At 71.5% G+C, this 13,638-nt stretch carries 12 protein-coding genes; 8 read left to right on the top strand and 4 right to left on the bottom strand.

What is annotated here, in order from left to right; translation table 11 throughout:
- Nucleotides 1-31: 31 nt before the first annotated feature.
- Nucleotides 32-1,429 carry a serine hydrolase domain-containing protein gene (locus tag ACFYOB_RS10125; RefSeq protein ID WP_388557241.1) on the bottom strand — a complete coding sequence of 466 codons (1,398 nt, stop codon included), beginning with the start codon at nucleotides 1,427-1,429 and terminating at the stop codon, nucleotides 32-34.
- Between the two features lie 233 nt (nucleotides 1,430-1,662).
- On the opposite strand from ACFYOB_RS10125, the gene ACFYOB_RS10120 reads away from it, so the two are divergent.
- Together ACFYOB_RS10120 and ACFYOB_RS10115 are read left to right on the top strand one after the other, a co-directional pair.
- Entirely contained in the window at nucleotides 1,663-2,442 is a 780-nt protein-coding gene (locus ACFYOB_RS10120; RefSeq protein ID WP_388557238.1) for an ABC transporter ATP-binding protein, read from the top strand.
- 11 nt (nucleotides 2,443-2,453) lie between these two features.
- Nucleotides 2,454-5,012: an FtsX-like permease family protein gene (locus ACFYOB_RS10115; protein ID WP_388557235.1), complete on the top strand. Its 2,559-nt coding sequence runs from the start codon at nucleotides 2,454-2,456 to the stop codon at nucleotides 5,010-5,012.
- Between the two features lie 143 nt (nucleotides 5,013-5,155).
- Here ACFYOB_RS10115 and ACFYOB_RS10110 read toward each other — a convergent pair whose 3' ends face one another.
- Nucleotides 5,156-5,383: an MbtH family protein gene (locus tag ACFYOB_RS10110; protein ID WP_388557233.1), complete on the bottom strand. Its 228-nt coding sequence runs from the start codon at nucleotides 5,381-5,383 to the stop codon at nucleotides 5,156-5,158.
- Nucleotides 5,384-5,536: 153 nt separating this feature from the next.
- Between ACFYOB_RS10110 and ACFYOB_RS10105 the strand changes: the two genes are divergently transcribed.
- From ACFYOB_RS10105 to ACFYOB_RS10080, 6 genes are all read left to right on the top strand, one after another.
- The gene (locus ACFYOB_RS10105; RefSeq protein WP_388557231.1) at nucleotides 5,537-6,343 is read left to right on the top strand and encodes an alpha/beta fold hydrolase; all 807 of its coding nucleotides are present in this window, start codon (nucleotides 5,537-5,539) and stop codon (nucleotides 6,341-6,343) included.
- Nucleotides 6,344-6,356: 13 nt separating this feature from the next.
- The gene (locus tag ACFYOB_RS10100) at nucleotides 6,357-7,028 is read left to right on the top strand and encodes a hypothetical protein (protein ID WP_388557229.1); all 672 of its coding nucleotides are present in this window, start codon (nucleotides 6,357-6,359) and stop codon (nucleotides 7,026-7,028) included.
- A 127-nt stretch (nucleotides 7,029-7,155) separates the two neighbouring features.
- The gene (locus tag ACFYOB_RS10095; protein ID WP_388557227.1) at nucleotides 7,156-7,350 is read left to right on the top strand and encodes a hypothetical protein; all 195 of its coding nucleotides are present in this window, start codon (nucleotides 7,156-7,158) and stop codon (nucleotides 7,348-7,350) included.
- Nucleotides 7,351-7,377: 27 nt separating this feature from the next.
- Nucleotides 7,378-9,678, top strand: coding sequence for a TOMM precursor leader peptide-binding protein (locus ACFYOB_RS10090; RefSeq protein ID WP_388557225.1), 2,301 nt, complete (start codon nucleotides 7,378-7,380; stop codon nucleotides 9,676-9,678).
- 70 nt (nucleotides 9,679-9,748) lie between these two features.
- Nucleotides 9,749-10,993, top strand: a complete 1,245-nt coding sequence (locus ACFYOB_RS10085; protein ID WP_388557223.1) for a sensor histidine kinase — start codon at nucleotides 9,749-9,751, stop codon at nucleotides 10,991-10,993.
- Nucleotides 10,994-11,012: 19 nt separating this feature from the next.
- On the top strand, nucleotides 11,013-11,624 hold the full coding sequence (locus ACFYOB_RS10080; protein WP_328928121.1) for a response regulator transcription factor: 612 nt from the start codon (nucleotides 11,013-11,015) through the stop codon (nucleotides 11,622-11,624).
- 95 nt (nucleotides 11,625-11,719) lie between these two features.
- Here the strand turns inward: ACFYOB_RS10080 and ACFYOB_RS10075 are convergent, their stop codons facing one another.
- Nucleotides 11,720-12,373 (bottom strand): response regulator, encoded by a 654-nt coding sequence (locus ACFYOB_RS10075; RefSeq protein ID WP_388557220.1) that lies wholly within the window; start codon nucleotides 12,371-12,373, stop codon nucleotides 11,720-11,722.
- Nucleotides 12,361-13,527, bottom strand: coding sequence for a histidine kinase (locus ACFYOB_RS10070; RefSeq protein ID WP_388557217.1), 1,167 nt, complete (start codon nucleotides 13,525-13,527; stop codon nucleotides 12,361-12,363). The genes ACFYOB_RS10075 and ACFYOB_RS10070 overlap by 13 nt, the downstream gene beginning before the upstream one ends.
- Nucleotides 13,528-13,638: the final 111 nt, after the last annotated feature.

Raw genomic sequence — 13,638 nt, 5'->3', positions numbered from 1 at the left:
CGAATACGTGCCGGAAACCGGAAGCGAGGAATCAGCCGATCAGGCCGATTCCCTCGCGCACCTGGAGCCGTCCACCGCTCATGTACATGCCGCCGACCTGCCCGGTGCGGGAATCCCGCACGAACCGGTACAGGTCCTTTGATTCGTCACTGCCGTGCCCGCCGTCGGCGGTACCGCTTTTCAAACAGAATTCCAGTCCCTGGTGGATTTCCAGCCGGACGGGTACGAGCCCGCCCCGCTCCAGGAGCAGTTCCCCGTTTCCGGAGCGGCGCACGGTGTGAAGGTCCGCGCCCGCCCGGTAATCCCCGCACACTTCGTCGGCGACGGCGGTCAGTGCGTCGCCGGAAAGCGGGCTGCCGATTTCCGGCCGGCGGTAGCGGCCGATGTCCCAGCCCTTTGCCGCCAGCGCGTCGAAGAAGGCATTGCCCATCTGCCGGCCGGAGGTGGCGTTCGCCATCAGGGCGACGGCGATCCGCCGCTCGGGGTCCAGGCGCAGCGCGCAGCTCGCCCCTCCGGTGTTGCCGTCGTGGCCCAGCCAGCGCCGCCCTTCGCCGTCGGTGTGGACGGCGAGCCCCAGGCCCCAGCCGTCGGCCAGTCCGAAGGCCGCCGAGCCGGGCACCGGGGTGCGCAGTTCCGCGAGCATGTCCGGTTCCAGTACCGCGGTGCCGTCCGCCGCGAGGTGCACCTCGGCGTAGCGCAGCAGGCCGGCGGCGCTGGAGGTCAGCGCCCCGGCCGGTACGAGTGCCTTGGGCAGTCCCGGTTCGTCGACCACGTGCACCGACCCGGTCGGCAGGTGCACGGCGTGCTGGCCCGCGACGGGCCCCGGGGCGGTGGCGCCGAGGAAGCCGGCCGCCACGCCGAGCGGGCTCAGCGCGAAGTCCCGTACCGCTTCCCACCAGGTCACTCCCGTGACGGATTCGAGGATCCGGCCGGCCAGGACGTAGCCGAGGTTGGAGTACGAGAACAGCCGCCCGGGCTCGCACAGCGCGGCCGCTCCGGCCGACGCGGCCACGCAGTCGCGCAGGGACAGGTCGTCCTCGACGGGCGGCATGTCGGGCAGGCCGGCGGTGTGGCTGAGCAGCCCGCGCAGCGTGGCCGTGTAGAGGGGGCCGGCGGGTGTCCGCGCAAGTTCCGGGAGCAGCGGCCCTACCGGCTCGTCCAGCTCCACGTCCCCGTCGCTGACGAGCTGTGCCAGCAGCAGCGCGGTCGCGGACTTCGTCACCGATCCCCACGGGAAGACGGTGTCGGCCGTCACCGGCCGGCCCGACCCGTGGGTCTCTTCTCCGTACGTGAAGGTCGTGATCTCACCGCGGTCGTAGACGGCGAATTGCACACCGGGTACGAGGTATTCACGGGCGAGTGTTTCCAGCAGGTCGGCCACTTCGCCGTGCGCGGGCAGCCCCATGGAAAAGTCAGCGGATTCCGTCATCAAGTCCACCCAGGTCAATGAATAACGGCCAGCGTAGTGATGCCCCTATGCCAGGACCAAAGAGCTAAAGTCTGGGGTTAAACGGCCAGGTGGAAAGGGGGGCCCGCGCAGTGGACCGAACGGAACCGGCCATGGTGTAGCTGGCTCCACCTCCAATACGGGATTCTGGGGGTTCGCCGCCCATCATCTCTTCCCATAGTCTGATGCGGCTGACGAACGGGAGGGCGAGAAATATGACATCGGTTTGGCGCCGGTCGACGACGGCCAAGGAACAGAGCCAGGGAACGGCTGCCGCCATGCGGCTGGACTCGGTGAGCAAGACGTACGGCGAGGGGACGGGCGCCGTCACCGCTCTGGACGACGTCTCGTTCGATGTGCCCCGCGGGTCCTTCACCGCCGTCATGGGCCCTTCCGGCTCGGGCAAGAGCACGTTCCTGCACTGCCTGGCCGGACTCGACCGCCCGTCGTCCGGTCATGTCTACCTCGGGGAGACCGAGTTGGGCGGCCTGAAGGAGTCCGCGCTGACGGCCGTGCGCCGCGAGCGGATCGGCTACGTGTTCCAGGCGTACAACCTGATGTCGGCGCTGACGGTGAAGCAGAACGTGACGCTGGTACCGCGACTGTCGAACACGGCGGTGGACGAGTCCTGGCTGCGCGAGATCCTGGAGCGCGTCGGCATGCTCCAGTACGCCGACCGGCGGCCCAACCAGCTCTCCGGCGGCCAGCAGCAGCGGGTGGCCATCGCCCGCGCGCTGGTGACCCGGCCCGACGCGGTGCTCGCCGACGAGCCGACGGGGGCCCTGGACACCCGCAGCAGCCAGGAGGTCCTGCGCCTGTTCCGGCAGATCGTCGACGAGACGGGGCAGACCGTGGTGATGGTGACCCACGACCCGGTGGCGGCGTCGTTCGCCGACTCGGTGGTCTTCCTGGCGGACGGCCGGCTGGCGGGGCAGCTGCAGCGGCCGACCCCCGACCAGGTCGCCGACCGTATGACGCACCTCGGCAACTGGTAGGGCGGCCGGACATGTTCGACATCGCGTGGAGCACCATCAAGAACCGCAAGGGCGGTTTCATCGCGGCGTTCATCGCCGTCTTCTGCGGATCGGCGGTCGTGACCGCCTGTGGCGTACTGCTCATGTCCGGGCTGCGGTCCGGGGTTTCGCCGGAACGCTACGCGGGCGCCGCCGTGATGGTCGGCGGCAACCAGACCAAGGACGTCAAGGAGAACTTCGACCCGCACTTCGCCGAGCGCGTCACGCTGCCCGCCGGCCTGGCAGGCGAGGTCGCCAAGGTCCCCGGGGTCCGATCGGTGGTCGGCGACCGCACCGTGGAGATGAGCGTCGCCGGTCCGCAGGGCGGCACGGTGGCCCTCGACGACCCGCTGTTCGGGCACGGCTGGGCCTCGGCGGCCCTCGGACCGTTCCCGCTGGCCGAGGGCCGCGAGCCGCGTTCCGCCGAGGACGTGGTCCTGGACTCCGCCGTGGCCCGGCGGGCCGGGGTCAAGACCGGCGACACCGTGCGGCTGTCGGTGGGCACCACGCCCGCCTCGTACCGGGTGTCCGGCCTCGTCGCGCAGCCCCCCGGCGGCCTGAAGCGGCAGTCGGCGGCGTTCTTCACCGACGACCGGGTGGCGCAGCTGTCGCAGCGCCCGGACAGGCTCACGGCCATCGGCGTGCTCGCCGAGCCGGGCACGGACGCGGACGCGCTGGCCGCCCGGATCGGGAAGGCGCTCGCCGGCTCGCCCGAGGCGGTCGCCGTGTACACGGGCAAGCAGGTCGGCGACCTGGAGTTCCTGGACATGGGGCAGTCGCGCGGCTTCCTGGTGGCGCTCTCCGCCTCCTTCGGCGGTACCGCGCTCGCCGTCGTCATCTTCGTGGTCTCCTCCACCCTCGGCCTGACCGTCCACCAGCGCCGCCGCGAACTGGCCATGCTGCGCGCGATCGCCGCCTCGCCCCGCCAGATCCACTCACTGATCGGCAGCGAGATCCTGATGGTCGCCGCCGCCGGCGCGCTGCTGGGCGCCGCGCCCGGCTTCCTGATCGCCGGGGCGCTGCGTGACGCGTTCGCCGCGGTCGGGGTGCTGCCGGGTGACTTCGAGCTGTCCTACAACCCGGCGCCGGCGGGCGCGGCCGTGGTGCTGTGCGTACTGGGCGCGCGGCTGGCGGGGTACGTGGCGGCCTTCCGCACCGCGCGGATCCAGCCGGTGGAGGCGCTGCGCGAATCGCAGGCGGAGCCCCCTCGGCTGGGCCGGCCGCGGCTGATCGCCGGCCGGGTACTGATCGTGCTCGGTCTCGCGGCGGCGGTCGTCCTGCCGTTGGTCATCCCCGGGCAGCTGGCCATCGCGGGCGCCGCGGGTTCGCTGCTGATCCTCATGTTCGGCTGCGCGCTGATCGGCCCGCAGCTGGTCAAGATCACCACGCGGGTGATGGCTCCGCTGCTGCGCCGCTTCCGGGTCAGCGGCTACCTGGCCGCCGCCAACAGCAGCGCGAACTCGCGCCGGCTCAGCAGCGCCGTCGTCCCGCTCGCGCTCGGCGCCGCCCTGGCCCTGATGCAGCTGTCGACCCTCTCGACCGTCGAGGCCACGGCCAAGCAGCAGGCGGCGACGGGAGTCGTCGCGGACTACGTCCTGACCAGCGACGCCACCGGGCTGTCCCAGGACCTGACCGGGACCGTCCGAGCCGTGCCCGGCGTCGCGGCCGCCACCCCGGTGGCCCGCTCCCAGGTGATGCTCACGTACGTGGAGATCGACAAGCAGGCCTCCCGGCCCTTCAGCGCCCAGGGCATCGACCCGCGCGGACTCGGCCGTACGCTCGACCTGGACGTGCGCGAGGGCAGCCTGGACGAACTGACCGGGGACACCGTGGCGCTCAGTTGGATGGCCGCGGGCACGGCGGGACTCGGCGTGGGCGACACGGCCGACGTCAGCCTCGGCGACGGGACCGGCCAGAAGCTCAAGGTCGTGGCCGTCTACGGCAACGGCCTGGGCTTCGGCGACGTCACGCTCCCCCACGACGTGCTGGCGGCGCACACCACCCAAGGCCTCGACTCGGCCCTGCTGGTGACGGCTTCGGGCCCCGAGGTCCGCGACCGGGTGGGGACGGCGCTGGCCGAGCTCGCCCAGCGCACCCCCACGCTCAAGGTGCAGGAGGCGGACCGGTTCGCGGCGGTGCAGCAGGGGCAGTTCGCCCAGCAGTCCTGGACCAACCTGATCGCCAACTCACTGCTCCTGCTCTACGTGCTGATCGCCGTGGTGAACACCCTGGTGATGGCGACCATGGCGCGCAGCCGCGAGTTCGCCATGCTGCGCCTGATCGGCACCAGCAGGCGCCAGACCCGCCGGATGATGTTCATGGAGTCCTGGGTCGTGGTGGTCACGGCGATCGCCGTCGGCGTCTTCATCGCCATCCCGCCCACGGTGGGCAGCAGTCTGGCGATGACCGGCCAGGCCGTCCCGCACCTGGAGCCGGCCGTCTGGCTCGGCATCGCCGGGTTCATCGCGCTGCTGGGCTGGCTGTCCATCGCCCTGTCCACGCGCTCGGCGCTGCGCACCAGGCCGATCGACGCCGTGTACACGGGCGAGTAGCCGGTCCGGCGGCCGCACGCGGCGGCCGCCGCACCCGGCAGCGGCCGGCCCCGGCGCGGCCGGACAACACGTCAGGGCGGGTGCCCCGGATCTCTCCGGTGCACCCGCCCTGACGCTGTGGGGGGTTGGGGGGTTCCTGACGGTCAGGCAGCTGCCTGGGCCGTCTGCTCCATCGCCTTGATGAGGCTGGCGGGCCGCATGTCGGTCCAGTTCTTCTCCACGTAGTCCAGGCACGCCTGGCGGCTTTCCTGGCCGAACACGACGGTCCAGCCGTCCGGGACCTCGGCGAACACGGGCCACAGCGAATGCTGGTTCTCGTCGTTCACCAGAACGTAGAAAGTGCCGTTGTCGTCGTCGAACGGATTGTCCATGAGTCTCCCCTTCGGTCGTGCCGATCGTGACCCGTCCCCACGGCCCGGCGCAACGATTTAAGGCAGGGCCGAAACTGCTGGTCCGTCGGTATCCGGCCGACTAATTTCCGACCCGGAACCAGCCGGTTCCACGGCGCAGAGGAGGACATGGCCGTGCCGGTCAGCACAATCAACGGAATCAGCCTCGGCTATGACGTCACCGGCCGCGGGGAACCCGTGGTGATGGTCATGGGGACCGGAGCGAGCGGCCGCGCCTGGCACCTGCACCAGGTACCGGCGCTCGTCGCGGCGGGGTACCAGGTCGTCACCTTCAACAACCGCGGGATCCCGCCGACCGACGCCTGCGCGGACGGATTCACCATCGACGACCTGGTCGCGGACACCGCCGCCCTGGTCGACCACCTGGGCCTGGGTCCGTGCCGGTTCGTCGGCACCTCGCTCGGCGCGCACATCACCCAGGAGCTGTGCCTGGCTCGCCCCGACCTCGTGACCGAGGCGGCGCTGATCGCGACCCGCGGCCGCAAGGACGCCATGCGTCGCTTCCGCGACCTCGCGGAGCGGGAACTGCACGACAGCGGGATCAGCCTGCCGCCGCGCTACGCCGCGACCGTCCGGGCGATGGAGTTCCTTTCCCCGGCCACGCTGAACGAGGACAAGGAGATACAGGACTGGCTGGACCTGTTCGAGGTGTCCCCGGCGAGCGCGGCACCGGGATACCGGGCGCAGCTCGGAGTCGAAATGGCGGCCGACCGGCTCACCGCCTACCGGGGTATCCGGGCGCGTTGTCTGGTCATCGGTTTCGCCGACGACCTCGTCCTTCCGCCGCATTTGAGCCGGGAAATAGCCGACGTCATTCCGGACTCCCGGTACGTGGAGATCGAGAATGCCGGACACTACGGCTACATGGAACGCCCGGACCGTGTGAATGCCGAACTCCTGAGTTTCTTCGGGCAGAACTGACTGCGGAGGATCCGTGATTGTCCGAACTACCGGTGAGGCTCGCTCCCTCGGCCTGTACCACCCTCGCGTCTGGCGGCTCACCGCCGGCCGGCCACTGTTGTCGGCCGAGGGCCTGACGGCCGACGAGGCGCACTCCCGGTACGCCGCGCAGCAGCCGATTCCGGACGGATACCGAAAACTTCTGGCCGAATTGGGATACCCGTCGGTGATCCCGGCGGGCGAACGTCTGCGTGAACTCGTGGCCACGCGCGGCTGGAAGTCGCACGGCGCGGTCGTGGACGCCGTGACCGTCGCGACACTGCTGCACGGTGCGGGAATCGGGCTCCACCAGGCCCCACCGTCCGGTGACGGCCGGGACCTGGTCGTCACCCGGGCCGCCGGCGGCGAGCGGATCGTCCCGGCCTTCTCCACCAAGTCCCGGCCGATTCCCGCCGGCGACCTCGTCTACGGCCTCGAGCGAGCGGGCGAGCCCTTCGACCCCCTCGCCTGGCTGGGAAAACGCGACTGCGACGCGGCCGGCCACCAGCTCGCCCCGGACGGCCACGAGGCCCTGCTCGTGGTCCTCGGCTGCCCCGGCGAGGACGCCCGGCACAGTGAGGAGATCGGGGCGACGGTCGCCCGGATACTGGCAGAAGCGCGTTTCGAAGCGGTCATGACACCTGTTCCACTCGCACCGGCACCGTGAATCATGCTGCCCGGTTCATGAGAAGTTCACGTCTTCACGGTGATTGCGGCACTGCCTGTAGGGTGCATGCGCCGTGCAGAATTACCAGAGAAACAAACAAGTTCAATCCTTGGGGGAATGAAGCACCATGACGAACATCCTTGCCTCGCACAGCCGATTCGGTGAACAGTCCGCCGCCGACACCATGCGTTCCGCCGCCCGTGCCCTCGTGATCGAGGACCTCGACGCGTCCGGCGACAGCGGCGCCGCGCTGCTGTCCGTGTGCGTCGTCGCCGTCCCCGCGGGCACCGCCGTCGCGGCGGCGCCCATACGGTTCGAGTAGGAAACGAGACGGGGGGAACGCATGTCCATGGGGGACTCAGACCACAGAGCGCCGTCCGACGGCGAGGACGAGGCGCGGATCGGCTTCAAGAGCCACCTGCGCGCCACGCTCGTCCCCGGGGAAGCCGCCTACCTCGTCTCGCACCGCGGCGTCACGGCCCTGCACGGCCCGCCCGCCGACGTACTGGTCCCGCTCCTGGACGGCAGCCGCACTGCGGCCGCCGTCGTACGGGACGCGGCCCCGTCGCTGACCCCGGCGGAGGTCGACGCCTCCCTGCGCGCCCTCGACGCCTCGGGCCTGCTCCGGCTGCGAGCGTCCGGGGCGCCCGGCTGTCAGCGCCCCGACCCGGCGGCCGAGGCCTACTGGGACCTGGCCGGCCTCGACGGCGGCCAGGTCCCGGACGCGCTGGCACAGCGCACCCTGCGGGTGGTCACCCCGGCCGGCGTGGACGAGGACGAGGTCCGCGCCGCCTGCCGGGCCTCGGGCCTCGTCCTCGCCGAGCCGGGTGCGGACGGCGACCTCACCCTCGTCCTGTGCGAGGACTACCTCTCCCCGCTGCTGCGGGAGATCGACGCCGAGCACCGCCAGTCCAAGCGGCCCTGGCTGCTCGCGGGTCTCGGCTCCACCGCCTCGTGGGTCGGGCCGGTCTTCCAGCCGTACGAGGGCCCGTGCTGGCACTGCCTGGCGACCCGGCTGCGCGGTCACCGGCACTCGGAGGAACCGCTGCGGCGGGCGCTCGGCCTGGCCGGTCCGCCGCCCCGGCCGCAGGCCACCCTTCCCGCGGGCCGTTCGCTGACCGTGCAGCTGGCCGTGCTGGAGGCCGCCAAGTGGCTGGCCGGCGTACGCAATGACGCGCAGCACGCCGTACACGTACTGGACACCCTCGGGTGGCAGAACGCCGCGCACCCGGTGGCGCGGCTGCCGCAGTGCGCGGCGTGCGGGGATCCCGGCCTGGTGGCCCGGCGGGTCGCCGAGCCCTTCGTACCGCGCTCGCGCCCCAAGGCCGTACTGGACCTGGGCGGGCACCGGGCGCTCACCCCCGCCGAGATGCTGCGGCGGTACGCCCCGCTGGTCGACCCCGTCACCGGGATCGTCCGCGAGATCCGCCGGGCCCCGGGCAGTCCCGGCTTCGTCGAGGCGTTCGTCGCGGGCGAGAACCTCGCCATGCGCAGCCCCACCCTGGCGGGGCTGCGCGCCGGTCTGCGCTCGCTCAGCGGCGGCAAGGGCCTCAGCGAGGAGGAGGCCCGGACCAGTGCCCTCGGCGAAGCGGTGGAACGGTACAGCGCGACCCGGCAGGGCGACGAGCCCGTGGTCCGCGACAGCTACCGTGCGCTGGGGCCCGCCGCGCTGCACCCCAACGCCGTCCAGCTGTACGCCGACCGGCAGTTCGCCGACCGCGAGCGGATCAACGCGCGCGGCGACCGGCTGCAGTACGTACCGCCGCGCTTCGACGAGGACCGGCCCACCGACTGGACGCCGGTCTGGTCGCTCACCGAAGGCGTCCAGCGGCTGGTGCCCACCGCCCTGCTGTACTTCAGCGAAGAGCCGTCTCCGGACGGCCTGTTCGCGGACTCCAACGGCAACGCGGCCGGCAGCAGCCCTGAAGACGCCCTGGTGCAGGGCTTCCTGGAGCTGGTCGAGCGGGACGCGGTGGCCCTGTGGTGGTACAACCGCACCCGTCGGCCCGCCGTCGACCTCGACGCCTTCGCCGAGCCGTACATCGACCGGCTTCGCGATGGCTACCTTTCGCTAGGGCGCGAAGTGTGGGCGCTGGACCTCACCTCGGACTTCGGGATCCCGGTCGTCGCGGCCCTGTCGCGGCGCACCGACAAGCCGGCCGAGGACATCGTCTTCGGCTTCGGCGCGCACTTCGACCCGCGCCTGGCGCTGCGCCGCGCGCTGACCGAAATGGGCCAGTTGCTGCCCCTGGTGGCCGGGGCCACCCCGCAGGGCACCGGCTACCGGGTGACCGATCCCGAACCGCTCGACTGGTGGCTGCGCGCCACCGCCGCCAACCAGCCCCACCTACGGCCGGATGCCGAACGGCCGCGCGGGCCGCGGGACTGGGCGTACAACCCGACCGCCGACCTGCTCGACGACGTGGCCCTGATCACCGAGACCGTCCGGTCGCGCGGCATGGAGCTGCTGGTGCTGGACCAGACCCGGCCCGACCTGAAACTGCCGGCGGTCAAGGTGCTGGTGCCGGGGCTGCGGCACTTCTGGCCGCGGTTCGCGCCGGGCCGCCTCTTCGACGTTCCTGTGGCTTCGGGGCACTGCCTCGCCCCGACTCCGTACGAACACCTGAACCCCGTCCCTCTGTTCGTCTAGCCCGTATGATCTTTACGAACGCACCGGGGTTCGAAGGACGAGACAGACAAGGCTGCAGACCCAGACGACCATGCCACGCCATGACGAGAACGATCCCTTGCATTCAGCGGCCGAGGCGGGCGGTGGCAACAGCCAGCCGCACGACGTGCCGGACCTGCCCGCTCCCCGGCTGGCCCGCATCATCCTCACGGTCGCGCTGATCAGCTACCTGGGCATCACGGTCCTCAACCTGCTGGGCACGAAGCTGCCCACGCCGTCACTGCTGACCTCGCTCGTCTGCCTGGGCCTCATCTTCGTCCTGCAGCTGCGTCATTCGGGCGTCGCCGCACGCCGCGCCCCGGCGTGGCAGCGCTGTGCGACGCTCGGCGCGCAGGCACTGCTCACGTACCTGCCGATCGCCGTCTTCCATTCGCAGTGGGGCGCGATGGCCGGATTCCTGGCCGGGTCGCTGCTGCTCCTGCTGCCGGGCCGCTGGGCCTGGCCGGCGTACGGCCTGGTCGGACTGAGCATGCTGATCCCGCCGACCCTGGACAACCTCTCCATCCAGGAGACGGTCTACCTGTGCCAGTCGACGCTGCTGACCGGCCTGGTGGTCTACGGACTGTCGCGGCTGGCCTCGCTCGTACAGGCCCTGCACGACACCCGCAGCCAGCTCGCGGGCCTGGCCGTCACCAAGGAGCGGCTGCGCTTCGCGCGGGACCTCCACGACCTGCTGGGCTACAGCCTGTCGGCGATCACCCTCAAGGGCGAGCTGATCCACCGGCTCATCCCCTCCCATCCGGGACGCGCCATGGAGGAGGTCAGCGAAGTCCTCGCCATATCCCGGCAGTCGCTCGCCGATGTCCGCGTGGTCTCCAGCGGTCTGCGCACCATGTCCCTGGAACAGGAGATGCGCTCGGCCCAGTCCCTGCTGGAGGCCGCGGACGTCGAGGTGCGGGTGGAGATCCGGCTGGACGGGAGCGTCGACCGGCAGGTCGACTCCGTACTGGCCGCCGTCCTGCGCGAGGCGGTCACCAACCTGCTGCGGCATTCCCGCGCCACCACCTGCACCATGACGGCGACCCGGGACGAGGACTGGGTGCGGCTGTCCGTTTCCAACGACGGTGTGGACCCCTCCTACCGTGATGTGTCGCCCCACAGTGGCAGCGGCCTGGGCAACCTGCGGGAACGGCTGCTGTCGGCCTCCGGCGTGCTCACCGTCACCCGCGGCTCCGGCGACACGTTCGAGCTGGTCGCCCAGGCCCCGGCACGGCCGCTGCGCAGACTCGCCGACCCCGACGACACCGAGCTCGGTGTCCGGGACCCCGCCGCCTGAACCGGGAGGACCCTTCCGCATGACGATCCGCATCCTGCTGGCCGAAGACATGAACATGGTGCGCGGCGCCCTGGTGGCCCTGCTCAACCTGGAGGACGACCTGGAGGTCGTCTGCGAGGTGGAGCGCGGTGACCAGATCCTCGACGCCGCCGTCCTGCACGAGCCGGACGTCGCCATCATCGACATCGACCTGCCCGGCATCGACGGGCTGACCGCCGCCGAACGGCTGCGCAAGCGCCTTCCGGAGTGCCGTGCGCTCATCCTCACCAGCCTCGGTCGTCCCGGCGCCCTGCGCCGCGCCCTGGCCGCGCAGGTCTCCGGCTTCCTGCTCAAGGACGCCCCTCCCCGCGAACTCGCCGCCGCCGTCAGGAACGTCGCCGCCGGAAAGCGGGTGATCGACTCCCAGCTCGCCCTCTCCGCGTGGAACAGCACGGAGAGCCCGCTGACCAGCCGCGAGACCGAAGTGCTGCGACTGGCGGCGGACGGACTGGAGCCGGTCGAGATAGCCAGACACCTGCAGCTCTCCCTCGGCACCGTTCGCAATTACCTGACCACCACGGTGACCAAGTTGCAGGCCCGGAACCGGGTGGACGCCATCAAGATCGCGCGTGACGCCGACTGGCTGCTGTAGCCGCTGTGGCTGTACCACGCAATCATCAAGAACGAGTATGCGGGCGGGACTTCAGCGGGCGGTAGCGCCAGACTCACGTTTCCGGCATGAATATTTCACGTACGGAACCTCTTGTTCAGGTAGGCGAGTACCGCCAGGACCCGGCGGTGGCCGCTGTCGGTGGGCGGGAGCCCGAGCTTGAGGAACACGTTCCCGATGTGCTTGCTCACCGCCCGCTCGGTGACCACCAGGTGCGCGGCGATCGTGGCGTTGTCCCGCCCCTCCGCCATCAGCTGCAGGACCTCGCGCTCGCGCGGGGTCAGGGAGTCGATCGGATCGTCCTTGCGCTTCGCGAGGAGTTCCGCCACCACCTCCGGGTCCAGCGCGGTACCGCCCGCGGCGACCCGGTCCAGGGCGTCGAGGAACTCGTCGACCCGGCCGATCCGGTCCTTGAGGAGATAGCCGACGCCGCTCGCGCCGCCGCCCAGCAGCTCGGCCGCGTAGGTCTCCTCCACGTACTGCGACAGCACGAGGACCGGGAGCCCCGGGATCTGTGCCCGCGCCGCGAGCGCCGCGCGCAGCCCCTCGTCGCGGAAGCCGGGCGGCATTCGCACATCCAGCACGGCGACGTCCGGCCGGTGTTCGAGCAGGGCCGGGAGCACCTCGGGACCGCTGGCCGCGACGGCGACCACCTCGTGGCCCGCGGAGGTGAGCAGCAGGACGAGTCCTTCCCGCAGCAGGGCGTTGTCCTCGGCGATCACCACACGCACGGAAGCTCCACTTCGATCACGGTCGGCCCCCCGACGGGGCTCGACACCTGGACGATGCCGTCGAGCGCCGCGATCCGCCGCCGCATGCCGAGCAGCCCGCTGCCGCCCGCCTCGTCGGCGCCCCCGTGCCCCTCGTCGCGCACCAGGATCTTCAACGCGCGGGGCGCCCGGGACAGTTCCACCCGGGCCCGCCGGGATCCGCTGTGCTTGGCGGCGTTGGTCAGCGCCTCCGCGACCGCGAAGTAGGCCGCCGCCTCGACCGCGGCCGGCGGACGCGAGCCGCCCTCCAGGCCCTCCTCGGCCACCTCGACCTCCAGTGCGCTGCCCGCGGCCAGCGCCCGTACGGCGCCGGTGAGGCCGCGGTCGGTGAGGATCGGCGGATGGATGCCGCGCACCACGTGGCGCAGTTCGGTCAGCGCTTCCTGGACCTGGTCCTGCGCGTCGTCGAGGAGTTTGCGGGCGGCGTCCGGGTTGTTGTCGTACGCCCTCCTGGCCAGCCCCACCCGCATCGACAGCGCCACCAGGCGGGCCTGGGTCCCGTCGTGCAGGTCACGCTCGATGCGCCGCAGTTCGGCGCCGTGCGCGGCGACCGCCCCGGCCCGGGTGGCCGTCAGCTCCTCGACGCGCTCGGCGAGTTCCGCACTGCGCCGGGCGTCCGTGGAGGGTTCCAGCAGGGAGCGGGACCAGGTCGCGTCGAGGGCGGCCAGCCGCCCGATGGCGGGCAGCACCACGGCCCGGTGGCCCAGCACCCCGCACCAGATGCCGTCGACCATCAGGCCGAAGATCCAGACGAGCAGGGCGGCGTAGGCCAGCAGCCAGCCGTAGAGGAAGTGCGCGGCCAGCCACCGCAGGTCCCGGTAGGTCCCCGGATCGGCGACCGCCGTCCGTACGCGTACGGAGAGCCCGCCGACGATCGGTACGTACGCCTCCGGGACCGGCTCACCCGTCCAGTTCTCCACCTCTCGGCGCTTGAGCCCGGCGGTCCTGCGGAGCAGCAGGACCGTTTCGGGCAGTACGCCGGCGCCGATCACCAGCAGGGTGGCGACCGCGGTGAATCCCGCGACGGGCAGGAACAGGAGCGAGGCCAGGGCGAGGCCGGCCGATCGCAGCAGTTGCCTCGTCGCCCGCCATTCGATCCACAGCCTCTCTTTCATGGGCCTCAGATTAGGCGAACGCCCTGGCCGGCGAAGGCGTGTGCACCACCCGGCCCTTGGTGTAGCGGGCTACACCAAGGGTCCGGTAGACCGCCCCCTCGCTCCCCCGCA

Origin of the sequence: Streptomyces sp. NPDC006463, from assembly GCF_042870715.1 — a bacterium.
Taxonomy (GTDB): Bacteria; Actinomycetota; Actinomycetes; order Streptomycetales; family Streptomycetaceae; genus Streptomyces.
This window is presented reverse-complemented; position numbering and strand designations above follow the sequence as displayed.